Source organism: Cupriavidus basilensis (assembly GCF_000876015.1).
GTDB lineage: Bacteria > Pseudomonadota > Gammaproteobacteria > Burkholderiales > Burkholderiaceae > Cupriavidus > Cupriavidus basilensis_B.
Genome location: NZ_BBQM01000014.1, coordinates 1 through 22,697, shown reverse-complemented (window position 1 = coordinate 22,697; position 22,697 = coordinate 1). Strand labels below are relative to the sequence as shown.

The following is a 22,697-nucleotide window of genomic DNA, read 5'->3' as shown; positions in this document are numbered from 1 at the left end:
AGGCTTTCGCTCCCCCGGAGCGACCTACTTTCTTTTCCCCGAAAAGAAAGTAGGCAAAGAAAGCGGGCTGCCTGGCCGGCAGGGGCAGAAACGTTGGGGTTTCTAGGGTTGGTGGTTTCGTGGTGGGGGCGGTGGTTCTGCTGGCCTGCTGCCGTTACCGGTGCGAGCGGCCACGATCTGGCTGGCGGTATGGGTTTCGGGGTCAGACCTATGGTGGCGAGTGCACTGCTGGTTCGGGCATCTGCCGTTACCAGTTCGAGCCGCCACGACATAGCATCCTCGTGGTTTCGCGGTGGGCGTGGTGGACCCCGCGCGGGTGTGTTGGGTTTCGGTAAGCGCTGAGGGCTCCCCGCTGGCACATCTCAAGATCCCGCACCGGGTTCAAACCGGGGCCACCGCGCCCACCACGAATCCAGCACCGCCCCTATGCCGCACCCATCCGCCCCGGTCGCGGCAGCAGCCCGAAGGGCCTGGGCCTCCGCCATCATGCAGCGCCACCACGAATCGAACACCACCCGAGAGACAGTGGCCGCCAAAACCGGTACCGGCAGAATCCCAGCAGAACCACAAACCCCACCACGAAACCACCAACCCAAGCAACACTGTTCGGCTCTGCCCCTGCCGGCCAGGCAGTCCGCTTTCTTGGCCTACTTTCTTTTCGGACAAAAGAAAGTAGGTCGCTCCGGAGGAGCGAAAGCCTTTGACTTTGACTTTAAGCCTTTGACTTTGAAGTTAATCCTTTAAAGCCTTTGACCGTAAATTCCCCAAAAAGAAACCCCCTTATTCCCCATCATTCGCCGCCACCACCGGCAAAAACCGCTCCCCTTCCGCCAACGGCGCAAACCGATACGTCGCCGGCGTGCGGCTAAGCTTCACAGGCGCCCCCAGCCCCTTATACCCCCCCGCCATCTCCACCACCATCCCGCGGTGCGCGGTATGCGGATGCTGCAAGGCATCCGCCACCGACAGCACCGGCGCGCACGGCACGCCGGCGGCTACCAGCGTGTCGGCCAGGACCTTGCCGTCCAGCCTGGCCATGCGCGACTCCAGCTCGACCTTCAGCGCCGAGCGGTTGACCGAGCGCGCGCCCGCGGTGGCGAAGCGTTCGTCGTCGGCATATTCGGCGATGCCGAGGTGCTCGCACAGGATGCGGAACTGGCGGTCGTTGCCAACCGCGAGGAAGATCGGGTCGGTGGCGGTGGCCACGGTGTCGTAGGGATAGATGTTCGGGTGCGCGTTGCCGGTGCGCGCCGGCTCCTTGCCGTTCATGAACCAGTTGGCGGCATGCGGGTGCAGCAGCGACAGGCCCGAGTCGTACAGCGCGGCCTCGACGAACTGGCCGCGGCCGCTGCGCTCGCGTTCCTGCAGCGCCAGCAGCACGCCGAGCGCGGCGTTCAGGCCCGTGACCATGTCCACCACCGGCAAACCCACGCGCAGCGGGTCGCCGCCGGCTTCGCCGTTGATGCTCATGATGCCGGCCATCGCCTGGATCGCGGCGTCGTAGCCGGGCAGGCCGCCGAGCGGGCCGTCGGCGCCGAAGCCGGACACGCGGCAATGCACCAGGCGCGGGAAGCGCGCGCACAGCGCGTCGTAGCCCAGGCCCCATTTCTCCAGCGTGCCGGTCTTGAAGTTCTCCACCAGCACGTCGGCGTCGGCCAGCAGGGCGAGTAGCACCTCGCGGTCGGCCTCGGTGGTCAGGTCCAGCCGCATCACGCGCTTGTTGCGATTGAGGCCGAAGTAGTACGAGGCCACGCCGTCCTTGAACGGGGGGCCCCAGGTACGCGTGTCGTCGCCTTGCGGCGGCTCGATCTTGAGCACGTCGGCGCCGTGGTCGCCGAGGATCTGTCCGCAGAACGGACCGCCGAGGATGCGCGAGAGATCGACCACGCGGATGCCGGCGAGCGCGCCGGGCGATGCAGGGGGTTGGCTCGGGGATTGGCTCATCAGGGGGCTCCGTTCATGGCGGGAATGGCTTGGGAAGTGGCCTCGCCGGCGGCGCGGCGAGGCGGTGTCCGGTTATTTGGCGGGCACGCGCTCCACCAGCTTGAAGGTGCCGGTGGCCAGCGCCAGCAGCTCGCCCTGCTCGTTGCGGATCTCGCCGCGCGCGAAGCACATCGCGCGGCCGCGCCGCTCGCACCAGGCGATGCCGGTCAGCTCGCCGCGGCCGGGCGCGGTGAAGTGCACGGTCAGGTCGATGGTGGCCACGCCGTAGTTGCGCGGGTCGTGGCCGCGCGCGGCGCACGACAGCACGCAGTCGAGCAGCGTGGCGATGGCGCCGCCGTGGACTTCGCCGCGGCTGTTGGTATGGTCCGGGTGGTAGGGCATGCTCACGCGCGCCTCGCGCGCGTCGATCTGCACGCCGCGCAGGCCGAACACGCGCGACATCGGCATGGTCAGGCCGAACAGCGTGCCGGGGGGCTCGCCGGCGAATTCGTTGACGGGCGCGTTGGCGGGCGTGGCGGTGCGAAGATCGTTCATGGCGTTGCGGATACGAAAAAAGGAAGGGGGCGCGCCGCGGCGCAAGCGCGGCGCCCGGCGGACGGAGGTCGATACTACCGCCGATTGGCCCTTCCCTGACTGGCCGGCGCGGGTTGCCGCCGTAATGCTGCGCGATGATCGGCCATCGGCGGCATCGCGCGGCAGGCCGTCCGCGTCAGTCGAGCTGCGCGCCCGATTTCTGCACCACGCCGCGCCACTTGGCGACTTCCGCCTTGACGAAGCCGCCCAGCTGCTCGGGCGTGGTCGACGGCGGGAACTCCAGGCCCTGGGCCTGCAGCGTCTTGCGCACCTCGGGCTGCCTGAGCGCGTCGGCGAAGGCCTGGTTCAGCCTGGCGATGACCGCCGGCGGCGTGCCGGCCGGCGCCACCACGCCGAAGAACACCGAGACGTCGAAGCCGGGCACGCCCTGCTCGGCCACGGTGGGCACGTCGGGCAGCGCCTGCGAGCGGCCTTTAGTGGTCACGCCGAGCACGCGCACCTTGCCGCCCTTGATGAACGGCAGCGCGGTCAGCACGTCGGTGAAGGTCATGCTGACCTGGCCGCCGAGCAGGTCGTTGAGCGCGGGGCCGGTGCCCTTGTAGGGGATGTGGCGGAAGTCGGTGCCGGCCAGATTGTTGAACAGCACGCCAGCGAGGTGCGAGGAGGCGCCGTTGCCGGACGAGGCATAGGTCAGCTCGCCCGGGTGCGCCTTGCCGTAGGCGACCAGTTCGCCCACGGTCCTGGCCGGCACCGTGGGGCTGACCACCAGCACGTTGGGCAGCTGCCCGATCTGGATCACCGGGGCGAAGCTCTTGACCGGGTCGTAGTTGATCTTGCGGTAGAGGCTGACGTTGATGGCCAGCGGGGCCGAGGTGCCGAACATCAGCGTGTAGCCGTCCGGCTCGGCGCGCGCCACCGCCTCGGCGCCGATGTTGCCGCCGGCGCCGGCGCGGTTCTCCACCACCACGGTCTGGCCGAGGCTGGTCTTGAGCGCCGCGGCCAGCGTGCGCGCCATCACGTCGGTGGGGCCGCCGGGCGGGTAGGTCACGATCATCATGATCGGCTTGGAGGGGTAGTCTTTCTGCGCCAGCGCGGGGGCGATGCCCACGCACAGGGTGCACGCGGCGACGGCGGCAAGGCGTTGCCAAAGGGTCATGGTGGTCTCCTGTTGTCGGTCGTCTTCCGCCGGGCGAGGTGCGCCCGGGCGGAGTGCGCGGGCGCCGGGTGGGCGCGGCCGCGGGGGCTTGCTGGTGTTGCGGTGTTGCGGTGCTGCGGTGCTGCGGTGCTGCGGTGCTGCGGTGCTATGGTTCGTGGTGCCTTGGGGACTGCGGCATGGCTTGCGCTGGCCCTCTCCCCCGGCCCCTCTCCCGCGGGCGGGAGAGGGGAGCACGCAACGGGTGATCTCTTTTTTCCGCGGTGTGTTCAGAACAGGTTGATGTGGTCGACCGCGGCGGCGGCGCGCACGGTGCCGTCGGCCGGCGGCGCCACGGTGTCGGCCAGCCAGTCGGGCTCGGCCTCGCCGGCCAGCGGGTCCTGCGGCAGCACGCGGTGCACCAGCACGAGCTGGGCCAGGCGCATGCGGCGCTCGGAGCCGATGCGGCCGGCTTCCCATGCCATCGCCACGGCGCTGGTCACGTGGTACAGCGCGGAGGCGGCCTGGCGCGCCAGCACGTCGCCGTCGGCGCCGGCCTCGGCGGCGCGCGCGGCCAGCGCCACGGCGCGGCCGAGCGCGGCATCGAACGCGGCGCGCGCGCCCGGGTGCAGCGGCGTGTCGCGCAGCAGGCCGTCCAGATGGGCCTGCAGCACCGGCAGCGCGCCTTCGCGGCGGATCGCGCGCAGCACGTCCAGCGCGACGATGTTGCTGGTGCCTTCCCAGATCGAGCCGAGGTGGGCGTCGCGCACCAGGCGCGGGTCGCTCCATTCCTCGATGTAGCCGCAGCCGCCGCGGATCTCCATCGCGTCGCCGGTGACTTTGCGCGCGTCGCGGCAGGCGCGGAACTTGATCAGCGGCGTGAGCACGCGCATCAGCGCGTAGGCGCCTGCCTCGCCGGCGTCGGCGCGGCGCAGCGCCTCGGCGGTCTGGAACACCATCGTGCGGGCCTGCTCGGTGGGCAGCGCGAGCTTGAGCAACTGGCGGCGCATCAGCGGCATGTCGACCAGGCGCTTGCCGAACGCGCGGCGCTCGCGCGCGATGAACTGGCCTTCGGACAGCGCGCGGCGCATCAGGCCGGCGGCGCGCACGCCGTTGGACAGGCGCGAGTTGTTGATCATGTCGGCCATCTGCACGAAGCCGCGGCCGAGCTCGCCGACCAGGTGCGCCTGCGCGCCCTCGAGGCGGATCTCGCCGCTGGCCATCGAGCGCGTGCCGAGCTTGTCCTTGAGGCGGATGATGCGGTACTGGTTGGCGCTGCCGTCGGCCAACGTGCGCGGCAGCAGGAACAGCGACACGCCCTTGATGCCGGGCGCGGCATTGCCGTGCTCGTCTTCCACGCGCGCCAGCACCATCGCCAGCGCGGCGTCCGGGTTGGAGCAGAACCACTTGTCGCCCGACAGGCGCCAGCCGCCTTCGGCCCGCGCGTCGCGCACGGCGCGCGCGGTGGTGGCGGCCACGTCGGAGCCGGCGCCCTGCTCGGTCATGAACATGGCGCCCTGGTACAGGTCCTCGAAGACCTGGGTGGTCAGGTTGGGCAGATAGCGCGCGACCAGCGCCGGGTCGCCGAACTTGCGCAGCGTGCGCGTGAGCGAGTCGGTCATCGAGAGCGGGCAGCACAGCCCGAACTCGGCCTGCACGAACAGGTAGGTCAGCGCGTACTTGGCCGCCGCCGGCATCGGCTTGTCCCAGCCGAGCACGCCGCCGCGGTGCGAGGCCGCGGCAAGGCCGAACTCGGAGAACGCCACGCGCTCCAGCTCCACGTAGGCCGGATGCTTGTCGATGGCCTGCGCGTCCAGCCCGGTGCGGGTGCGGTGCGACAGCACGGGCTTGTTGTGGTCGGCGGTGTGCGCCAGCCGGTCCAGCACGCCGCCGGCCAGCGCGCCCATGCGGTCCAGGTGCGGCAGCAGGTGGGCGAACAGGTCGGGCGGCAGGTACAGCGGCAGCAGCGCGCGCAGGTCCGGGTCGCTGGCGAACAGGTTCACGCCCTGCTGGTCGGGCACCGGATGGGCCGGGGTGGCCGGGGTCGCAACGGAAACGGAAGCGGAGGCGGAAACGGAAGCGGAAGCGGCCGGCTGGCGCGCAGCGCTGGTCTGCATGAGGGATCTCCTGTGTTGGCCGGCACGCGCCGGCGGCGCCGGGCCGCGCTGGCAGCGGGGCTGCATGCGGGCCGGCGGTATTGCGGTAGCGGGTGTTGGTTGTCTCTGTTGCTTGTATTTGTGCTTTTCGCGGCCCTTTCTGGCTTCCTGGCGTTCCAGGACGGGGCGCTGCGGCAATCCGCCACACTGGCGCGGGACGGATGCCCTGCCTGCATTATTCAAAGCGCGGCGATTCGTGTCTAATTCTAAAATTGGCTTGATCCATATATTTTTTGTATCGACATGGAATTCCGTCACCTGCGCTACTTCCTCGTGCTGGCCGAAGAGCTGCATTTCGGCCGGGCCGCCCGCCGCCTGTCGATCTCGCAGCCGCCGCTGTCGCTCAACATCCAGCAACTGGAGGCGTCGGTGGGCGCCCGCCTGTTCGAGCGCGACAGCCGCGGCGTGCGCCTGACCGCGGCCGGGCGCGCCTTCCGCGAGGCGGCCGGCGCGCTGCTGGCGCAGGCCGAGGACGCCCGCCAGCAGGCCCGCGAGATCGAGGCCGGCGCCATCGGCCGGCTGCGCATCGGCTTCGTCGGCTCGATGCTGTACCGCGGGCTGCCGCAGCGCCTGTGCGAGTTCCAGGCCGGCTACCCCGGCATCCAGGTGACGCTGACCGAACTCAACTCGCAGGAACAGATCGACGCGCTGCTGCACGACCGGCTCGACGCTGGCTTCATCCACACCAACCGCGTGCCCGACGAGCTGGCCACGGCGCTGGTCCACAGCGAGCCGTTCCTGTGCTGCGTGCCGGCCGACCATGCGCTGGCCGGCCAGCCGAGCGTGGCGCTGGCCGCGCTGCGCGGCGAGCCGTTCGTGCTGTTTTCCCGCAAGGTCTCGCCGGACTACTACAACCGCATCTTCGAGATGTGCGCGGCGCAGGGCTTCTACCCGCAGATCCGGCACGAGGTGCGCCACTGGCTGTCGGTGGTGTCGCTGGTCTCGCAGGGCACCGGCGTGGCGGTGGTGCCGGCGGCGCTGCAGCGCTCGGCGATGGCGGGGGCGGTGTTCCTGCCGCTGGCCGAGGCCACGGTGCCGTCGGAGGTGTACTGCGCCTGGAAGGGCGCGGTGGAAGATCCGGCGCGCGAGCGCTTCCTGGAGATGGTCAGGGCGGGGTGAACGCCGCCCCGGAAAGAAAAATGCCGCCTGCTTTACCGGCAGGCAGCATTGTCAAGTACGCGTGGAACGGGGTGTTCAGCGTGAGGCCAGCTTACCGCCTGCACCGGCCTCAACCAATAACGCAAATGCGTTATTCCCCTCCCCCCATCTGGGAGGGGCGCGGGCGGCGGGCGGCCCCCGCCGCTCAGAAACCTTCGACCGCGATGCTGACGTGCCCCACGTCGGGCGCGGAGGCGAAGTGCTCGCCGACCAGCTTGCGCCATTCGGCGAAGTCTTCGGACTCGCGGAAATCCACCATGTGGTTCTCGACCGTCTCCCACTTCACTTCGAGCGTGAAGCGCGACGGGTTCTCGATCGAGCGGAGCAGGCGCAGGCCGTGGCAGCCGCGGGCGCGCCGGAACAGCGGCGCGGCCTTGGCCACGGCGGCTTCGAAGGCCGACTCCGAGCCGGCCTTGATCTGGAACTGGGCGATTTCGAGGATCATGTCTCTTGACTCCGTATTGGCTTGTCTTGCGGATGGGAAAGCCGGCCCCGCGGGCGCCGGGCGCGGCGGCCATGCCATGACGGCGGCATGTGTCGACTCGCATTCTATGCCCGGGCACGCTATGCTGTTGCGCCTTCGCCGCCGGAGCCTGGCGCAGAGCCTTGTCCGGCCCCGCCGTCAGCACGCTGGCGGCACGGCGAAAACCGGACGTCCCCAGGCAAAAGCGGCTACAATGGGAACGATTTTCATTTACGTACCCTGGCGTGAGTTTGCCGACCGCGTGCCGTGCCTCGCGCCAACGGACTGGAAGCCTCATGCGGTTGTCTGAACTTCCGCGGCGCACTGCCGCTGTCATTGTCTCGGTCGATGACACCTCCTCCAGCGATCCCGTTGCGCGGCGCCTGCGCGAGCTCGGCTTCGTGCCCGGCGAAGCCGTGCAGGTCATCGCGCTGGGACCGTTCGGCATGGACCCCCTGGTGGCCCAGGTCGGCTTCACCCGGTTCGCGCTGCGCCGCTCGGAAGCGGCGCGCATCACCGTGGAGGCCGTGAGCGCTTCCGTATCCAGCATCGCGCCGGCCGCGCAGCCCGACGCGCCCGCCGCCAAACGCACCGCCGCCTGAAGCGCGGCCCCTGCCAAGAACATGTCCGCCGCATCCCCGACCTCCGCCGCCCAGCGTCCCGCCTTGCGCGTGGCGCTGGTGGGCAACCCCAACTGCGGCAAGACCGCGCTGTTCAACCGCCTGACCGGCAGCCGCCAGAAGGTGGCCAACTATGCCGGCGTCACCGTCGAGCGCAAGGAAGGCCATTTCGTCTCGCCGGCCGGCCGCCAGGTGCGCGTGCTGGACCTGCCGGGCGCCTACAGCCTGCACGCGGCCAGCCTCGACGAGGCCATCACGCGCGACGTCTGCCTGGGCCAGCGCCCAGGCGAGCCGCGCCCGGACCTGCTGGTGTCGGTGGTGGACGCCACCAACCTGCGCCTGCACCTGCGCTTCGTGCTGGAGCTGCGCCGCCTGGGCCTGCCGATGGTGCTGGTGCTCAACATGAGCGACGCCGCCGAACGGCGCGGCATCCATATCGACCGCGACAAGCTCGCCGCCGCGCTCGGCATGCCGGTGGTGGAGACCATCGCGGTCAGGCGCGACGGCGCGGCCAGCCTGCTGGCGGCGCTCGACGCGGCCCTGCCCGACGCGCCGCCGGCCACCGACGCGCCGCCCTCGGACCTGGACGTGCACCATGAGGTCAAGCGCCTGCTGGAAGCCGCCGTCACCATGCCGGCGCGCACCGCGGCGATCGACGACCGGCTCGACCGCATCGTGCTGCATCCGGTGTTCGGCCTGGCGATCCTGGCCGTGCTGCTGTTCCTGATGTTCCAGGCGGTGTTCTCGTGGGCCGCGCCGGTGATGGACGGCATCGAGGCCGCCGTGCACTGGTTCGGCGAGCTGGTCGGCAGCCACCTGCCCGAGGGCATGCTGCGCAGCCTGCTGGTGGACGGCCTGATCGCCGGCCTGGGCAGCGTGATCGTGTTCCTGCCGCAGATCCTGATCCTGTTCCTGTTCATCCTGACGCTCGAGGAATCGGGCTACCTGCCGCGCGCGGCCTTCCTGCTGGACCGCCTGATGATGGGCGCGGGCCTGTCCGGGCGCTCGTTCATCCCGCTGCTGTCGAGCTTCGCCTGCGCGATTCCCGGCATCATGGCCACGCGCACCATCCAGGACCCACGCGACCGCATCACCACCATCCTGGTGGCGCCGCTGATGACCTGCTCGGCGCGCCTGCCGGTGTACGCGCTGCTGATCGGCGCCTTCATCCCGGCGCGCACGGTGGCCGGGCTGTTCAACCTGCAGGGGCTGGTGCTGTTCGCGCTGTACGTGGCGGGCATCGTCAGCGCGCTGGTGGTGGCCTACGTGCTGAAGTACTTCCGCCGCGACCGCACCGACCATCCGCTGCTGATGGAGCTGCCGTCGTACCGCATCCCCAACCCGCGCGACATCGCCATCGGGCTGTGGGAGCGCGCGCGCATCTTCCTGTCGCGCGTGGGCAAGGTGATCCTGACGCTGACGGTGCTGCTGTGGTTCCTGGCCACCTTCCCGTCGCCGCCGGACGGCGCCACCGCGCCGGCCATCGACTACAGCTTCGCCGGCATCATCGGGCGCGCGCTGGAGCACGTGTTCGCGCCGGTGGGCTTCAACTGGCAGATCTGCATCGCGCTGGTGCCGGGCCTGGCCGCGCGCGAGGTTGCCGTGGGCGCGCTGGCCACCGTCTATGCGCTGTCGGGCAGCGACGACGCCGTGGCCAGCCAGCTCGCGCCGATGATCGCCTCGCAGTGGTCGCTGGCCACCGCGCTGGCGCTGCTGGCGTGGTACGTGTTCGCGCCGCAGTGCATCTCGACGATGGCGGTGATCCGCCGCGAGACCAATTCCTGGAAGGTGATGGCCGCCTCCACGCTCTACCTGTTCGCGCTGGGCTACCTGGCCGCGTTCGCCACCTACCGCATCGCCCTGATGTTCAGCTGACCCGAGGTGCCGCTGCCATGAGCCTCTACCACGCCTTCGAAACCCTGCTGGTGCCGCTGATCGTGCTGGTCTGCGCGGTCTCCGTGCTGTCGCGCTACGCGCCGCGCTCGCGCGAGCGTTTCAAGGCCTGGCTGGCGACGCGCCTGGGCGGCGCGGCGGCCACCGGCTGGCGCCTGCGCGCGGTGGCGTGGCTGGCGCCGCAGGCGGTGGCGGGCTGCGCCAGCGGCTGCGACAGCGGCGGCTGCAATACCTGCGGCTCGAGCACCACCGAGGGCCAGCCGGCCGAGCCCGCGCGCAACGAGCAGGTCATCCGCTTCATCGCCAGGCGCTGAGGCGCGGCGGCCCCGGCGGCGCGAAACCGCCCGCCGGAGAATGCATCCGGCCCTCGCGCGGGCCACGCAGAATTGGGTACGCCCTGGCTTCCGGCCGGTTTACCGGCCGCCCTCCGGCACGGCCGCGACGCGGCTTTTCTCCGCGCGCTTCCCCAGCTTTCCCCAGCACAAGACGATGCCCGGCAGGCTTCCCCGCCGGGCATCGTTGCGTTGCGCGCTCAGCTCACCGTGCCCGGGATCGTGACCGTGACCGGCTCCTGCTCGGGGCCGGCCGTGCACGTTGCCGTCACCGAGAAGCTGCCCGCCGCCAGCGGCGTCACCAGGACCTGCGCGGCATTGACGCCGGGCGCGAGCGCCACGTTGGCGCTGGCGGTCCAGTTCCAGCCCGCGCAGTCGGAGAAGACGTCGTCGGCGCCGTACAGCTTGAGCGTGGCGGTGGCCGGGATCGGCAGCGGCAGGCCCAGCAGCAGGCGCAGCGGCTGCGGCCCGTTGTAGACCAGCGCCCACTTGGGCTGCTCGGTCACGGCCAGGCTCGCCCTGGGCGTGGCGGCGATCTTGCTGCTGGCCGCCGTGACCTGCAGCACGCTCTGCACGGTGGGCATGCCGGGCGCGATGGCGGTGCTGACCGTGGCCTGCCGCGTGGCCGCGTCCGCCGCCACCGACAGCGTGGGCGAGGCGGCGGCATAGGTCCAGGCGCCGTCGAAATCGGCCGTCACGTCCTGCGCGTCGCTGCGGATCACGCGGGCGGCGAAGGTCTGCGGATAGCCGTTGAGCACCGACAGCGCGTTGACCGGCGTGCCGCCCTGCGACAGCGCCAGCCGGTAGGTGTAGCCGGCGTTCTTCAGCACCGTGACCAGCATCTGCCCGCTGACCGCGACGCCGTTGGGCGCGGTGACGGAGACCGTGACCGTGCCGAGTGCGGCGGTGGCCGAGCTGTTGCTGCCGGTGAGCGTGGCGCTGTTCTGCGCGGCGCTGACCTGCACGTTGGCGCTGGAGCTGGCCCAGGCCCAGTCGTGCACGGCGGCGCTGACGTCGCTGCCGTTGGCGTCGAGCAGCGTGGCCTTGACCGGCTGCGCCTGGCCGTCGGCCAGCGACAGCACCGGGTTGGACAGCGCCAGGTTGTAGCTGGCGGCGGTGGGCAGCACGGTGATGGTGGCGGCCTGCGCCGGCAGCGTGAGCGTGCTGCTGTCGGAGGTCCTGATGGTGGCCAGCACCTGGATGACGGCGGTGCCGGCGGCCACGCCGGTGACGGTGGCGGTGCCGTTGGCGGCGGCCGGCACCACGGTGGCCAGCGTGGTGCTGGAGGAAGCCCACGCAAAGGTGCTGCCGGCGGTCAGGTCGTTGCCCTTGCTGTCCACCACCGACGCGCTCACCGAGATGCTGCGCCCGATGGCGACCTGTCCCGAGGTCGTGGAAAGCGAGACCGAGTACTGCACCGGCGTGAGGTCCGCCGCGGTGCCGGTGGTGGACGGCGCGGTCCCGGCGCCGCCCCCGCCACCGCTGCCTCCGCCGCCGCACGCGGCGAGCATCAGGGCCATCCACGCGCACGCCAGCCACGCCAGCCACGCCCGCTGTCCGCCGGCGCATTTCCCGGTGTTCTTCATGATGCCTGCCTCCTCCGTTGGTGTCTTGTCTGCGCCGGCAGCGAAACACTTCGATTCTTCTCAAGGCTAGTCACGATGCGCGCGTGGCTGTACCAGCCATACGGTTGAAGGTTCGAGGCCTGTGTGCGCCGTCGCACGCGCGAATGTGGGCCGCAGGGAAAGCCGCCGGTCCGGCAACGCGGACCCCGTCACGCCGGCGCGCGATCTCTGGCTCGCGGCAGGATGCGATCCGCCAGGGCCGCGCCGCGACCGGGGAAATGCAATGCCGGCCGATCGGCCCGGGAGCGGAATGCCCGAAAGCCGGCGCGAACCCGCGCCGGCTGGAATCGCCAGGATGGATGAAGGACAGATGGAGACGGCCTTGCCGTGATGCGGACAGAACTTGCGCGGATGGAACCCGTGCGGGCGAAGCCCGTGTGGCATGATCCGTACAGCAAGGCCCGCGCAGAAAAGCCGGTGTGCCCCGCCCCCACGGGGCACACCCGGAAAGACGCCTTTGCGGGGCGCCCACGACATGCTCGTTGCTGTGTTGCTCTTTGCTGTAACCGTGTGCACAGCGTAAGGCCAGCCGCCGCGCGCGGCCACGAATATTTGCGCATGTCCTTAGAGCGTGTCTGGCGCTTGGGAGCCGGCCACGCCAGGCCGGAGCGGGCCCCGGGCCGCGGCCGGGCGTCGCGGTTCCGGCGTTGCTGCATCGCCGCAAACCCGGGGCGCCGATCCACTCCAGCGCGCGCCCCAACGCGCGCCCCGGCCGCCATGCCGGGAGTCCGGCAGGGAGCCAGGCGGGGCCAGCGGCCCGCCCGGCGACGGCCCGGCAGCCCACTGTCGCGGCTTCGCGACGCAGCCGCCAGCGCCGGCAGCCGATACTGCTATTCTTGCTCTTGGTCAAGGTTCACATGGGAACGCTCCGCCACACTGTGCGTGAAGTCTTCCAATTAACGAGCCAACATCATGAAGAATCGTCTGCTTGTCCCCACCCGTCTCGCCACCACCGCCGTCGCCGTCCTGGCCCTGTTCGGCGCGCTTGCCGCCACGCCGGCAGCCGCAGCGGACGAAGCCCAGGGCAACTGGATGGTGCGCCTGCGCGCCACCTATCTCGACATGGCCGACAAGTCGGACCCGATCGGCGGGGTCGGCCCTTCGGACCTGATCACGGTCAACAACAAGTGGATCCCGGAACTCGACGTCACCTACTTCATCACGCCGCACATCGCCACCGAACTGGTGCTGACGGTGCCGCAGAAGCAGGACGTCTACCTGGGCGGCAGCAAGATCGGCACGTTCTCGCACCTGCCGCCGAGCCTGCTGCTGCAGTACCACTTCCTGCCTGAAGCCACGTTCCGCCCGTATGTGGGCGCCGGTATCAACGTCACCCGCATCTGGGGCGCCAACCTCGCCGGCAACACGCTGTCGCTGGACCGCTGGAGCGTCGGCCCGGTCCTGCAGATCGGCATGGACTACAAGCTCACGCGCAACTGGTTCCTCAACGCCGACGTCAAGAAGACCTGGATCTCGTCGGACGTGAAGGCCGGCGGCGTCAAGCTCTCGAACGCGAGCCTCGATCCGTGGCTGTTCAGCGTGGGCGTGGGCTACCGCTTCTGAGGCGGGCGCATGCGCAAGGCAAGCGGTCGTCCGCGGCGGGATGCGCGGGCGGCGGCAACGCGGCGGCGCGCAGGGCCGGTGACGGCGCTCGCGCCGCGCGTGCGTTTGTTGCGCGTTTTTGTTTTTTTGTCGTGACCGCGGGACCGACGAGCTAGCGGAACGCCGGCTCGTCGAAGCTGCGCAGCTTGCGCGAGTGGAGTTGCTCGGCGCCGGCCTCGCGCAGGATGCGGATCGCCTCGAGCCCGATCGTCATGTGCTGGCTCACGCGCTGGCGGTAGAACGCATTGGCCATGCCGCGCAGTTTCAGCTCGCCGTGCAGCGGCTTGTCGGACACGCACAGCAGCGTGCCGTAGGGCACGCGCAGGCGGAAGCCGTTGGCCGCCACGGTGGCGCTTTCCATGTCGATGGCGATCGCGCGCGACTGGTTGAAGCGCGCGTACAGCGACTTGGACTTGAGTTCCCAGTTGCGGTCGTCGGTGGAGACCACCGTGCCGGTGCGCATGCGCGTCTTCATCTCGTTGCCGGACAGGCCGGTGATGCGCGCCACCGCTTCCTGCAGCGCGACCTGGATCTCGGCGATGGGCGGCACCGGCACCCACGGCGGCAGGTCGTGGTCGAGCACGTGGTCGTCGCGCACGTAGGCGTGCGCGAGCACGTAGTCGCCAAGCTGCTGCGAGCGGCGCAGGCCGCCGCAGTGGCCCACCATCAGCCAGCAATGCGGACGCAGCACGGCGAGGTGGTCGGTCATGGTCTTGGCGTTGGACGGACCCACGCCGATGTTGACCAGCGTCACGCCGAGCCGGTCCTCGCGCACGAGGTGGTAGGCCGGCATCTGCGGCAGCGCGCGCGGGCGCTGCGCGTCGTCGGGCTCGGCCGCGCCGCGCACCTGCACCACGTCGCCGGGCTCGACGAAGCGCGCGTAGCCTTCGGCGCCCTGCGCATCGTCCGCCGCCATCAGCGAGCGGCCCAGCTCGATGAACTCGTCGACGTAGCGCTGGTAGTTGGTAAACAGCACGAAGCGCTGGAAATGCTGGGGCGCGGTGCCGGTGTAGTGGTACAGGCGCTGCAGCGCGAGATCCACGCGCTCGCCGGTAAACAGCGACAGCGGCCAGGCCTCGCCGGACACGGGCTCGAAGGTGCCGTTGGCGATGGCGTCGTCGATGCGGCTCAGTTCCGGAAGCACGAACGACGCCTCCAGCTCGCGCGCCTGCGTGTAGCTGATGTCGGTGGTGGAGGCTTCGATGACGAACGGCAGCGGGATCGGCCGCCGGCTCACGCCGACCACCACGGGCACGCGGTGGTAGCGCAGCAGGCGCTCGATCTGGTCGCGGTAATAATCGGCCAGCAGGTCGGGGCGCGTGACCGTGGTGCCGTACACGCCGGGGTAGGCCACCGTGCCCCACGAGGGCCGGCTGTCGGTCACCATCGTCTCGAGGTTGACCGAGATGCCAAGATAGGGATAACAGGCGTGCGCCGCGGACGGCAGCGGCTGCCCGTGCGCGAACGCGTCGAAGCGCGCGCGTATGGCGCCGACCGATGCCTCGTAGATCTCGAGGATGCGGGCGAGCGCCGCGTCGGCGTCGCTGAACTCGGCCAGCTGATCGGCCGGATGGGCGGAAGAGAAGATCGAGGCGTTCATGGCAAGCATGATACCCCGCCGCAAGAGGGAAGCAACATGGCGGGCCGCCAAATTGACGGGCCTGCGCGCGCTCGCTACACTGCCAGCAGTCTTTGGCGGCCCCGCGCCGTCCTCGCCTCGTGACGCCCCCCGACAGAAGGGCTGCGCCGAGTTGCCGTATGTGCTTGCATGGGAGCCCCGATGGAAATCCGCAATCTGCTGCCCGACGAAATCGAGGCGGCCAGGCAACTGCTTGCGGCCAACGGCTGGGCACACCGGGTTGCCAACACCGAGCGCTTCGCCCGCCTGATCGCCAATTCGCAGCGCGTCGCGGTCGCGGTCGACAAGGGGGAGATCGTCGGCTTCGCGCGCGCCCTGTGCGACGACGTCTCCAACGGCTACCTGTCGATGGTGGCGGTGGCGCCGAGCCACCGGCGCCGCGGCATCGGCCGCGCACTGGTGCGCCACATCGTCGGCAACGATCCCGACATCACCTGGGTGCTGCGCGCCGGCCGCTCTTCCGAGGCGGCCTTCTTCGGCCAGCTCGGCTTCGTGCCGTCGCTGGTGGCGATGGAACGCCGGCGCCTCTGAGCCGCCGCATCATGTCTTCCGCCACGGGCTGGTTCCACTGGGCGCTGCTGTCGGCGGTGTTCGCCGCGCTGACCGCGATCTTCGCCAAGATCGGCCTCGCGGGCATCGACTCCGACCTCGCCACGCTGGTGCGCACCGCGGTGATCATCGTGGCGCTGGCCTTGTTCGTGGTGCTGACCGGCAAGTGGAGCAACCCGCTGGCGCTGTCGCCGCGCACCTGGATCTTCCTGCTGCTGTCCGGCCTCGCCACGGGCGCTTCATGGGTGTGCTACTTCCGCGCGCTGCAGATCGGCGACGCCTCGAAGGTGGCGCCCGTGGATAAGCTCAGCCTGCTGCTGGTGGCGGTGTTCGCCGTGGTCTTCCTGGGCGAGCGCCCGAGCCTGCGCGAGTGGGCCGGCATCCTGCTGGTGGGCGCCGGCGTGCTGGTGCTCGGCTTGCGGCGCTAGCGCCGGCACGTCGCGGCAGCGGCGCCCGCGCGCGCTACCGGTCGGTGCGCACCGGCCCGTACTCGACCGGCACCCAGACATAACCGTGGCCTTCGGCGCGCACGTGGCCGATGCCCGGGAACGGCAGGTGCGCGCCGGCCACCCACAGCTTGCCGCGCGCGGCCTGCGCCAGGATCGCCTTGCGCGCGCTCACGGCCTGGCGGCTGTCCACGTCGAACGCCATCGCCACCTCCGGCCGGCGGAACTGCACCGCGTGGCTGTGCACGACGTCGCCCCAGACCAGCATGCCCTGCCCGCCCGACCTGAACAGGTAGCCGCTGTGGCCCGGCGTGTGGCCGTGCTCCGGCACCGCGGTGACGCCGGGCACCAGTGTGTCGCCGGCGCCATAGGCGCGCAGCCGGCCGGCGGCCTGGTAGGGCGCGACGGCGGCCCGCGCCAGCGCGAAGACCGCCTGCGCGTCCTGCGGCGCGCGCGCGGCGGCGGCTTCGTCCAGCCAGTAGGCGGCATCGGCCTGGTCGACGTACACCGTGGCGTTGGCGAACACCGGCTTGCCGTCGGCCACCAGGCCGCAGGCGTGGTCGGGATGCAGGTGGGTGAGCAGCACGGTGTCGACCTGGGCGGGCTCGTAGCCGGCCGCGCGCAGGTTCTGCGCCACGTGGCCCAGCGCGGAGCCGAAGCAGGCCGCCGTGCCGGTATCGACCAGCACCAGGTTGCCGCCGGTGTGGATCAGGTAGGCATTGACCGCGGTCTGCATGCCCGGCGTGCTGGCCACGAACATGCGCGCCAGCAGGCGCTGCACCTCGCGCGGGCTGCTGTACCTGAATATCTTTGTGTCGAGGTCGACATGCCCGTCGTACAGCGCGGTCACCTCGAACTGGCCCAGCATCATGCGGTAGTAGCCGGGCACCTGCGTCTTCTGCTGGGCCGGCGGGGCCGAGGCCGCCGGCGCCTGGGCCAGCGCGCCGGCCAGGGCCAGCACCACGCTCAGGGAAACCGCCAGCCGGCGGCGGCGGAGGAAACAAGGCAGGGTCGTCATGCAGCGCTCCAAAGCAATCCGGGGGCGGCGATCCTGCATTATCCCCGCAAAGTGCACTACGCGGCGGATCCGGCGGACCTGAGGTACGCCAGCACCGGTGCCAGCCCGGCCAGCGCGGGCGCCGCCTCGACCGCCCGCGCCGCCGTGCACCACGGATAGGGCAGGCGCGCCAGCCAGCCGTCGATAACCGGCTGCGCGGCCTCGGCGGGCAGGACCTCCATCGCCTCGATCACGATCTCCAGCGCCCGCACGCGGCGCTCGCCGCCGGTGCCGCCGAAGGTCCAGGCGTAGCGGCCGCAGCCCGCGCGCACGCTGCCGCTGGCCTTGTCGGTCATGCCGACCAGCCAGTCGCAGCGGTAGGTGGCGGCGTCGGCGGCCGGCGGCGCATCGGCCAGGCAGACGGTGTAGACGTTGTCGTAGGTCTGGCCGAAGCGCCGCACCAGCACCTCGCTGATCGCGGCCAGCCCCTCGCTGCGCGCGGGAAAGGCGATGGCCTCGGACTTGACCGTCATCTCCAGCACCGCGTCGGCGGCGAACGCATGCGCCATCCGGTGCGGGCGGTTTTCGTCCTTGGCGCGGATGTAGGCGACGATCAGCGACTGGGGATCGGAGGATGGCGAGAACGCCGGCGCGGAGGAAGAGTGCATGTTGGGCCTGTGTCGTGACTTGCGGATCTGCGCGCATGGTAGCCCGTGGCCGCGCGCCGCGGCGGCGCGGCCCTGCTGCCGGCAAGGTTGCCCGCCGCCGCGCTCACTCCGGCTGGATGTTGGCCGCCTTGATGATCTTGCCCCACTTGGCCGATTCCGCGGCCTGGAACTTCGCCAGTTCGGCCGGCGTGCTGGTGAACACGTCGGTGCCCGTGGACTGGTAGAAGCTGGCCGCGGTCTCGCTCTTCGCGGCCTTGACCATCAGCGCGTTGAGCTTGTCGACCACCGCCGGCGGCGTCTTCGCCGGCGCGTAGGCGGCGAACCAGTAGCTCATCTCGTAGCCCTTCACGCCGGCCTCGTCGATGGTCGGCACGCCGGGCGCCAGCGGCGAGCGCGTCTTGCCCGACACGCCCAGCGCCTTGAGCTTGCCGCTCTTGACCTGGGGCAGGCCGGTGGCGGTGTCGGTGATCATCATCTGGATCTGGTTGCCGAGCAGGTCGGTCACGGCGAGCGGGTTGCTCTTGTACGGCACGTGCAGCAGCTGCACGTGCGCCATCTGCTGGAACAGCTCGCCGGCGATGCGCGACGAGGAGCTGCCGCTGCCGAAGCTGAGCTTGCCCGGCTCCTTGCGGGCCAGCGCGATGAAGTCGCCCACGCTGTTGACCGGCAACTGCGGGTTCACCACCATGATCTGGCCGCCGCGGCCCAGCGCCGTGACGGGCGCGTAGTCCTTGACCGGATCGTAGGGCAGCTTCTTGAACAGGTGCTCGTTGGCGGCGTGCGTGGTGTTGGTGGTGATCAGCACGGTGTAGCCGTCGGGGCCGGCCTTGGCCACGTCGCTGGCGGCGATGAAGCCGTTGGCGCCGGGCTTGTTGTCGACCACCACCGTGACCTTGGCATCCACCGTGATGGACTGGCCGATCGCGCGCGCGAGCTGGTCGGTAGCGCTGCCCGCGGCGAACGGCACCACGAAGCGGATCGGCTTGTCCGGAAACTCCGCGCGCGCCGGCCCCGCCAGCAGCGCGAGCGCGGCGGCGACGATGCCGGTGGCCGCCTTGAGGGCGGGGGCAAGCTGGGTGTGTACGGACATGTTGGGTCTCCAGTTGGAATTCTGATGTTGTGGTTTGTGGTGGTGGCCGGCTGTGGTACCGGGTCAGGCAGATCAGCCGGCGCCGGCCAGGCGCGGCGGCAGGGGCAGCCGGAGCTGCAGCAGCAGGAAGGACAGCGCCTTGCCGTGCGTGTCGAGGTTGAGCGCGTCGTTGACGCCGCCGTCGAGCACGCCGTCGATGACGAAGTTCATGGCCTGCAGCGACGGCACCAGGTAGCGCCTGACCGCGGCCGGGCGGCGATGGCTGAACAGCGCGGCCACCGCGTCCTCGGTGACGTGGGCCGCGAGATGGTCGAAGTCGCGCGGGTCGTAGGCGATCACGCTGATGTTGGAGCGGTCGCCCTTGTCGCCGGTGCGGCCGTGCGCGAGCTGGTAGAGGGCAATATCGGCGGTGGCGCTGGTGTGGGCAGTATTCATGGCAGCAGGGTATGGCTGGCGGTGACGGCGCCGCGCGGCACCAGGCAGGACATGGCGTTCAGGCGCGCGCGCAGCGCGGTGCGCACGCCGCCGCCGCCGGCGGGGCCGCAGGTGTAGAGCGCGTTGACTTCGCGCAGCAGCGCTTCGGCCACCGCCTTGTCCTCGTGCGCGAGCGCGGCGCGCAGGCGCACGTCCTGCGCCTGCGCTTCGCCGGGCTGGGGCTGCCGCACGAGCTCGCCGGCGTCGTCGGCGAACACGCTGCACACGCCGATCAGGTCGAAGCGCACCGGCGCGTCGTGGCCGAGCACGCCCATGCGCCGGCGCACGATGTCCGCGGCCAGGCGCGCGCGCGCCGCGGCGTTGGGGCCGGCGTAGGAGATCTCGCCCTCGGCGATCCAGCCGCCTTCGCAGAACAGGTTGGCCTTGAGCTGCGCGGGCCGTTCGTGGCCGCGCACGTTGCGCACCGCCACGCGGTCGGGGCCGAGCTGCTCGACGGTGGCCGCGCCGATGTCGGCCACCACGTCGGGCGTGAGGTAGGCGGCCGGGTCGTGCACCTCGTACAGCAGTTGTTCCTTGACGGTGCGCAGGTCCACGCAGCCGCCGGTGCCGGTGGCCTTGCCGACCTCGATGTTGCCGTCGGCGTCCAGGCGCACGATCGGATAGCCGACCGCGTGCACGTCGGGCACGTCTTTCATGCCGGGATCGGCGAAATAGCCGCCCGTGACCTGGGCCCCGCATTCGAGCAGGTGGCCGGCGATGGTGGCGCGCGCGAGGCGGTCCCAGTCCTGCCACGACCAGCCGAAATGCGCCATTGCCGGACCCACCGCCAGCGCCGGGTCCGCCACGCGGCCGCACACCACCACCTGCGCGCCGTCGGCCAGCGCGTCGGCGATGCCGCGCGCGCCGAGATAGGCGTTGGCGCAGACGAAGCGCGCCTCGGGAAAACCGGCGCCGATGGCCTGCCGCAGCAGCGCGCGGCCGGCCTCGTGCGAGAGATCGTCGCCCTCCACCACCGCCACGCGCGGCGGCGCCAGGCCGAGTTCGGCCGCCAGCGCGCGCACGCGCGCGGCGGCGGCGCGCGGGTTGGCGGCGCCGAAATTGCCGACGATGGGAATGCCGTGGGCCAGGCACAGCCCGAGCACCGGCGCCAGCAGCGCGTCGAGCAGCGGCTCGTAGCCGCGCGCCGGGTCGGCGCGCCGCGCGAGCTGCGCCAGCGCCAGCGTGCGCTCGGCCAGCGTCTCGAACATCAGCACGGCGGGGCCGCCCGCGGCGATCATGGTGCGCACCACGGGCAGCGCGGCATCCGTGCGGTCGCCGGAAAAGCCGGCGCCGCAGCCGATCTGCAAGGTGGCGCTGGCGGGGACGGAAGCGGTCATGGGACGAAGCCTGGTGAAGCGGGCGCGGGCCCGCGATGCAAGGTCGGCGCCCGTGGGCACCGTGGGCAGATTCTAGGGCCGCCGGCCTGCGCCGAAAAACGGATAATTTGGATTAATCTATCGACTTTCCGGATAAAAGCGCGGCCGCGGGAAATGCGCTTGCGCACCCCGCCGCCGCCCGCTGCGATGAACCTCTCCGTCAAGCACCTGCGCGCCTTCGTGGCGCTGGTCGCGCACCGCAACTTCACCCGCGCGGCGCAGGCCTGCCACCTGTCGCAATCGGCCTTCAGCGCGCTGATCCAGACGCTGGAGGAACAGGCCGGCACGCGCCTGTTCGAGCGCACCACGCGCCATGTGGAGCTGAGCGTGGAGGGGCGGCGCTTCGAGGAAGTGGCGGCGCGCCTGCTGGCGGATTTCGAGACCGCGTTCGCGGAGCTGCGCGACCACGCCGAGCGCCGCAAGGGGCGGGTCTCGGTCGCGGCGCTGCCCTCGCTGGCGGCGGGCGACCTGCCGCCGCTGCTGGCCGCGTTCCACCAGCGCTATCCGGGCATCGCCATCGAGCTGTTCGACCTGCTGGCCGACGGCTGCATCGACATGGTCCGGCGCGGCCGCGCCGACTTCGCGCTGGCGCCCGCGCCGGCGCAGGACGGCGACCTGCGCGTGGAGCCGCTGGTGGCCGACCGCTTCCACCTGGTATGCCCGGCGGACCATCCGCTGGCGCGGCGCCGCCGCGTGGCGCCGCAAGCGCTGGCGGGGCTGCCGTTCATCCAGCTGTCGCGCACCAGCAGCGTGCGCCAGCACCTGGACGCGGCGCTGCATCCGCTCAAGCTCAACGGCGTGATGGAAGTGGAGCATCTCGCCACGGTGGCGGCGCTGGTGGCGGCGGGGCTGGGCGTGACGGTGGTGCCGGCGCTGGCGCTGTTCCAGTTCCAGCAGGAGAGCCTGGCGATCCGGCCGCTGCAGCTGCCGTCGCTGGTGCGCGACATCTGCCTGGTGCGGCTGCGCGAGCGCGGCGATTCGGCCGCCGCCGCGGCGATGATCGAAGCCGTGCGGGCGCACTTCGGGCGCGCCGCGGGCGGCGGCGCGCGCTGAACGGCGGTGCTGCCGTCAGAAGTGCGCGAGGTAGCCGCCGTCCACCGCCAGCACGTGGCCGGTGACGTAGGACGCGGCCGGCGAGGCGAGGAACACCGCCGCGCCCGCGACCTCCTCCGGCTGGCCCCAGCGGCCCAGCGCGGTGCGCTGGCCCAGCCATTGCGCCACGCTCTCGTCGGCCACCATCGGCTGGTTGGGCTCGGTGGCGAAGTAGCCGGGCGCGATGGCGTTGACGGTCACGCCGTCGCGGCCGAGGTCGGCCGCCATCGCGCGCGTGAGCGCGTCGAGGCCGCCCTTGGTGGCGGGATAGAGCACGTCGTTGGCGCGCGCCACCTGCCCGGCGATCGAGGTAACGTTGATGATGCGGCCGTAGCCGCCATCGCGCATGCGCTGCGCGGCGTGGCGGCACAGCGCGTAGGGCGCGACCAGGTTGGTCTCCAGCATCTCGCGCAGGTCGCCGGCGCCGAGCTCGGCCATGCCGCTGCGCTTGCGCGCGCCGGCGTTGTTGACGAGGATGTCGAGGCGACCGTGGCTGGCGTCGATGCGCGCGAAGGCGGCCGCGACCGCGGCTTCATCGGTGATGTCGAGCACCAGCGGCTCGGCGCCGCCGTCAAGCCGCGCCACGGCCGCGTGCACGCGGTCGGCATTGCGGGCGGCGATGATCACGTGGGCGCCGGCCTGACGAAGGGCGGTGGCGATGGCCAGGCCGAGGCCCTGGGCGCCGCCGGTGATCAGGGCCACGCGGTTGGTTAGGGAGAAGGGGGAGGTAGTCATTTGGGGACTATACCTCAGGGGGGATATGGGGGGGGCGTGGTTGGTTTATTATTTTTTATCTCTCAATTACCTGGATCTTCTCTTATATTGTTTAAATTCAACTTCTTAAATATTTAACTTCAAAGTCAAAGTATTTAAATCAAAGACTTAAAGTCAAAGGCTTAAAGTCAAA

General features: G+C 70.8%; 21 protein-coding genes. 8 read left to right on the top strand and 13 right to left on the bottom strand.

Features of this window, described 5'->3' with window-relative positions:
• Window positions 1-780: 780 nt before the first annotated feature.
• The 4 genes from KF708C_RS12765 to KF708C_RS12750 form a co-directional block, all read right to left on the bottom strand.
• Window positions 781-1,944 carry a CaiB/BaiF CoA transferase family protein gene (locus tag KF708C_RS12765; RefSeq protein WP_029044257.1) on the bottom strand — a complete coding sequence of 388 codons (1,164 nt, stop codon included), beginning with the start codon at window positions 1,942-1,944 and terminating at the stop codon, window positions 781-783.
• A 72-nt stretch (window positions 1,945-2,016) separates the two neighbouring features.
• On the bottom strand, window positions 2,017-2,478 hold the full coding sequence (locus KF708C_RS12760) for a PaaI family thioesterase (RefSeq protein WP_020206080.1): 462 nt from the start codon (window positions 2,476-2,478) through the stop codon (window positions 2,017-2,019).
• Window positions 2,479-2,653: 175 nt separating this feature from the next.
• On the bottom strand, window positions 2,654-3,634 hold the full coding sequence (locus KF708C_RS12755; protein ID WP_020206081.1) for a Bug family tripartite tricarboxylate transporter substrate binding protein: 981 nt from the start codon (window positions 3,632-3,634) through the stop codon (window positions 2,654-2,656).
• Window positions 3,635-3,900: 266 nt separating this feature from the next.
• Window positions 3,901-5,727, bottom strand: coding sequence for an acyl-CoA dehydrogenase family protein (locus KF708C_RS12750; RefSeq protein ID WP_059412065.1), 1,827 nt, complete (start codon window positions 5,725-5,727; stop codon window positions 3,901-3,903).
• Between the two features lie 282 nt (window positions 5,728-6,009).
• Here KF708C_RS12750 and KF708C_RS12745 point away from each other — a divergent pair, with 282 nt between their 5' ends.
• Complete coding sequence (locus KF708C_RS12745; protein WP_059412064.1) at window positions 6,010-6,885, top strand: LysR substrate-binding domain-containing protein; 876 nt, start codon at window positions 6,010-6,012, stop codon at window positions 6,883-6,885.
• Window positions 6,886-7,069: 184 nt separating this feature from the next.
• Here KF708C_RS12745 and KF708C_RS12740 read toward each other — a convergent pair whose 3' ends face one another.
• Window positions 7,070-7,369: an antibiotic biosynthesis monooxygenase family protein gene (locus KF708C_RS12740; protein WP_059412063.1), complete on the bottom strand. Its 300-nt coding sequence runs from the start codon at window positions 7,367-7,369 to the stop codon at window positions 7,070-7,072.
• 314 nt (window positions 7,370-7,683) lie between these two features.
• Between KF708C_RS12740 and KF708C_RS12735 the strand changes: the two genes are divergently transcribed.
• The 3 genes from KF708C_RS12735 to KF708C_RS12725 are packed head-to-tail and all read left to right on the top strand — an operon-like array spanning window position 7,684 to window position 10,214.
• Window positions 7,684-7,989: a FeoA family protein gene (locus tag KF708C_RS12735; protein WP_059412062.1), complete on the top strand. Its 306-nt coding sequence runs from the start codon at window positions 7,684-7,686 to the stop codon at window positions 7,987-7,989.
• Between the two features lie 21 nt (window positions 7,990-8,010).
• Complete coding sequence (feoB, locus tag KF708C_RS12730) at window positions 8,011-9,882, top strand: ferrous iron transport protein B (protein ID WP_029044258.1); 1,872 nt, start codon at window positions 8,011-8,013, stop codon at window positions 9,880-9,882.
• A gap of 17 nt (window positions 9,883-9,899) precedes the next feature.
• Window positions 9,900-10,214 carry a DUF6587 family protein gene (locus KF708C_RS12725; RefSeq protein WP_059412061.1) on the top strand — a complete coding sequence of 105 codons (315 nt, stop codon included), beginning with the start codon at window positions 9,900-9,902 and terminating at the stop codon, window positions 10,212-10,214.
• A gap of 218 nt (window positions 10,215-10,432) precedes the next feature.
• Here the strand turns inward: KF708C_RS12725 and KF708C_RS12720 are convergent, their stop codons facing one another.
• Window positions 10,433-11,818, bottom strand: coding sequence for a hypothetical protein (locus tag KF708C_RS12720; protein ID WP_059412060.1), 1,386 nt, complete (start codon window positions 11,816-11,818; stop codon window positions 10,433-10,435).
• Between the two features lie 951 nt (window positions 11,819-12,769).
• On the opposite strand from KF708C_RS12720, the gene KF708C_RS12715 reads away from it, so the two are divergent.
• Window positions 12,770-13,420, top strand: coding sequence for an OmpW/AlkL family protein (locus tag KF708C_RS12715; RefSeq protein WP_020206090.1), 651 nt, complete (start codon window positions 12,770-12,772; stop codon window positions 13,418-13,420).
• A gap of 151 nt (window positions 13,421-13,571) precedes the next feature.
• On the opposite strand, the gene KF708C_RS12710 is transcribed toward KF708C_RS12715, so the two are convergent.
• A complete protein-coding gene (locus KF708C_RS12710; RefSeq protein ID WP_059412059.1) occupies window positions 13,572-15,068 on the bottom strand; it encodes an AMP nucleosidase in 1,497 nt (498 codons plus the stop codon).
• A 171-nt stretch (window positions 15,069-15,239) separates the two neighbouring features.
• On the opposite strand from KF708C_RS12710, the gene KF708C_RS12705 reads away from it, so the two are divergent.
• Window positions 15,240-15,629 carry a GNAT family N-acetyltransferase gene (locus tag KF708C_RS12705; protein WP_020206092.1) on the top strand — a complete coding sequence of 130 codons (390 nt, stop codon included), beginning with the start codon at window positions 15,240-15,242 and terminating at the stop codon, window positions 15,627-15,629.
• 11 nt (window positions 15,630-15,640) lie between these two features.
• Complete coding sequence (locus tag KF708C_RS12700; RefSeq protein WP_059412058.1) at window positions 15,641-16,075, top strand: EamA family transporter; 435 nt, start codon at window positions 15,641-15,643, stop codon at window positions 16,073-16,075.
• A gap of 34 nt (window positions 16,076-16,109) precedes the next feature.
• On the opposite strand, the gene KF708C_RS12695 is transcribed toward KF708C_RS12700, so the two are convergent.
• From KF708C_RS12695 to KF708C_RS12675, 5 genes are all read right to left on the bottom strand, one after another.
• Window positions 16,110-17,111 (bottom strand): MBL fold metallo-hydrolase, encoded by a 1,002-nt coding sequence (locus tag KF708C_RS12695; protein ID WP_020206094.1) that lies wholly within the window; start codon window positions 17,109-17,111, stop codon window positions 16,110-16,112.
• Between the two features lie 56 nt (window positions 17,112-17,167).
• Window positions 17,168-17,758: a nuclear transport factor 2 family protein gene (locus KF708C_RS12690; RefSeq protein ID WP_020206095.1), complete on the bottom strand. Its 591-nt coding sequence runs from the start codon at window positions 17,756-17,758 to the stop codon at window positions 17,168-17,170.
• A 103-nt stretch (window positions 17,759-17,861) separates the two neighbouring features.
• Window positions 17,862-18,848 carry a Bug family tripartite tricarboxylate transporter substrate binding protein gene (locus tag KF708C_RS12685; protein WP_020206096.1) on the bottom strand — a complete coding sequence of 329 codons (987 nt, stop codon included), beginning with the start codon at window positions 18,846-18,848 and terminating at the stop codon, window positions 17,862-17,864.
• 72 nt (window positions 18,849-18,920) lie between these two features.
• The gene (locus KF708C_RS12680; RefSeq protein ID WP_059412057.1) at window positions 18,921-19,283 is read right to left on the bottom strand and encodes an AtuA-related protein; all 363 of its coding nucleotides are present in this window, start codon (window positions 19,281-19,283) and stop codon (window positions 18,921-18,923) included.
• Complete coding sequence (locus KF708C_RS12675) at window positions 19,280-20,659, bottom strand: acyclic terpene utilization AtuA family protein (protein ID WP_059412056.1); 1,380 nt, start codon at window positions 20,657-20,659, stop codon at window positions 19,280-19,282. The genes KF708C_RS12680 and KF708C_RS12675 overlap by 4 nt, the downstream gene beginning before the upstream one ends.
• Window positions 20,660-20,845: 186 nt before the next feature.
• On the opposite strand from KF708C_RS12675, the gene KF708C_RS12670 reads away from it, so the two are divergent.
• A complete protein-coding gene (locus tag KF708C_RS12670; protein ID WP_059412055.1) occupies window positions 20,846-21,751 on the top strand; it encodes a LysR family transcriptional regulator in 906 nt (301 codons plus the stop codon).
• A gap of 15 nt (window positions 21,752-21,766) precedes the next feature.
• On the opposite strand, the gene KF708C_RS12665 is transcribed toward KF708C_RS12670, so the two are convergent.
• Window positions 21,767-22,525: an SDR family oxidoreductase gene (locus KF708C_RS12665; RefSeq protein ID WP_059412054.1), complete on the bottom strand. Its 759-nt coding sequence runs from the start codon at window positions 22,523-22,525 to the stop codon at window positions 21,767-21,769.
• Window positions 22,526-22,697: the final 172 nt, after the last annotated feature.

Excerpts from the sequence above, each read along its gene's own strand:
- KF708C_RS12745 (WP_059412064.1), top strand. The coding sequence starts at position 6,010 with ATGGAATTCCGTCACCTGCGCTACTTCCTCGTGCTGGCCGAAGAGCTG.
- KF708C_RS12705 (WP_020206092.1), top strand. The coding sequence starts at position 15,240 with ATGGAAATCCGCAATCTGCTGCCCGACGAAATCGAGGCGGCCAGGCAA.
- KF708C_RS12685 (WP_020206096.1), bottom strand. The coding sequence starts at position 18,848 with ATGTCCGTACACACCCAGCTTGCCCCCGCCCTCAAGGCGGCCACCGGC.
- feoB (WP_029044258.1), top strand. The coding sequence starts at position 8,011 with ATGTCCGCCGCATCCCCGACCTCCGCCGCCCAGCGTCCCGCCTTGCGC.
- KF708C_RS12765 (WP_029044257.1), bottom strand. The coding sequence starts at position 1,944 with ATGAGCCAATCCCCGAGCCAACCCCCTGCATCGCCCGGCGCGCTCGCC.
- KF708C_RS12665 (WP_059412054.1), bottom strand. The coding sequence starts at position 22,525 with ATGACTACCTCCCCCTTCTCCCTAACCAACCGCGTGGCCCTGATCACC.
- KF708C_RS12735 (WP_059412062.1), top strand. The coding sequence starts at position 7,684 with ATGCGGTTGTCTGAACTTCCGCGGCGCACTGCCGCTGTCATTGTCTCG.
- KF708C_RS12715 (WP_020206090.1), top strand. The coding sequence starts at position 12,770 with ATGAAGAATCGTCTGCTTGTCCCCACCCGTCTCGCCACCACCGCCGTC.
- KF708C_RS12670 (WP_059412055.1), top strand. The coding sequence starts at position 20,846 with ATGAACCTCTCCGTCAAGCACCTGCGCGCCTTCGTGGCGCTGGTCGCG.
- KF708C_RS12760 (WP_020206080.1), bottom strand. The coding sequence starts at position 2,478 with ATGAACGATCTTCGCACCGCCACGCCCGCCAACGCGCCCGTCAACGAA.
- KF708C_RS12700 (WP_059412058.1), top strand. The coding sequence starts at position 15,641 with ATGTCTTCCGCCACGGGCTGGTTCCACTGGGCGCTGCTGTCGGCGGTG.
- KF708C_RS12720 (WP_059412060.1), bottom strand. The coding sequence starts at position 11,818 with ATGAAGAACACCGGGAAATGCGCCGGCGGACAGCGGGCGTGGCTGGCG.
- KF708C_RS12740 (WP_059412063.1), bottom strand. The coding sequence starts at position 7,369 with ATGATCCTCGAAATCGCCCAGTTCCAGATCAAGGCCGGCTCGGAGTCG.
- KF708C_RS12695 (WP_020206094.1), bottom strand. The coding sequence starts at position 17,111 with ATGACGACCCTGCCTTGTTTCCTCCGCCGCCGCCGGCTGGCGGTTTCC.
- KF708C_RS12750 (WP_059412065.1), bottom strand. The coding sequence starts at position 5,727 with ATGCAGACCAGCGCTGCGCGCCAGCCGGCCGCTTCCGCTTCCGTTTCC.
- KF708C_RS12755 (WP_020206081.1), bottom strand. The coding sequence starts at position 3,634 with ATGACCCTTTGGCAACGCCTTGCCGCCGTCGCCGCGTGCACCCTGTGC.
- KF708C_RS12675 (WP_059412056.1), bottom strand. The coding sequence starts at position 20,659 with ATGACCGCTTCCGTCCCCGCCAGCGCCACCTTGCAGATCGGCTGCGGC.
- KF708C_RS12680 (WP_059412057.1), bottom strand. The coding sequence starts at position 19,283 with ATGAATACTGCCCACACCAGCGCCACCGCCGATATTGCCCTCTACCAG.
- KF708C_RS12710 (WP_059412059.1), bottom strand. The coding sequence starts at position 15,068 with ATGCTTGCCATGAACGCCTCGATCTTCTCTTCCGCCCATCCGGCCGAT.
- KF708C_RS12690 (WP_020206095.1), bottom strand. The coding sequence starts at position 17,758 with ATGCACTCTTCCTCCGCGCCGGCGTTCTCGCCATCCTCCGATCCCCAG.
- KF708C_RS12725 (WP_059412061.1), top strand. The coding sequence starts at position 9,900 with ATGAGCCTCTACCACGCCTTCGAAACCCTGCTGGTGCCGCTGATCGTG.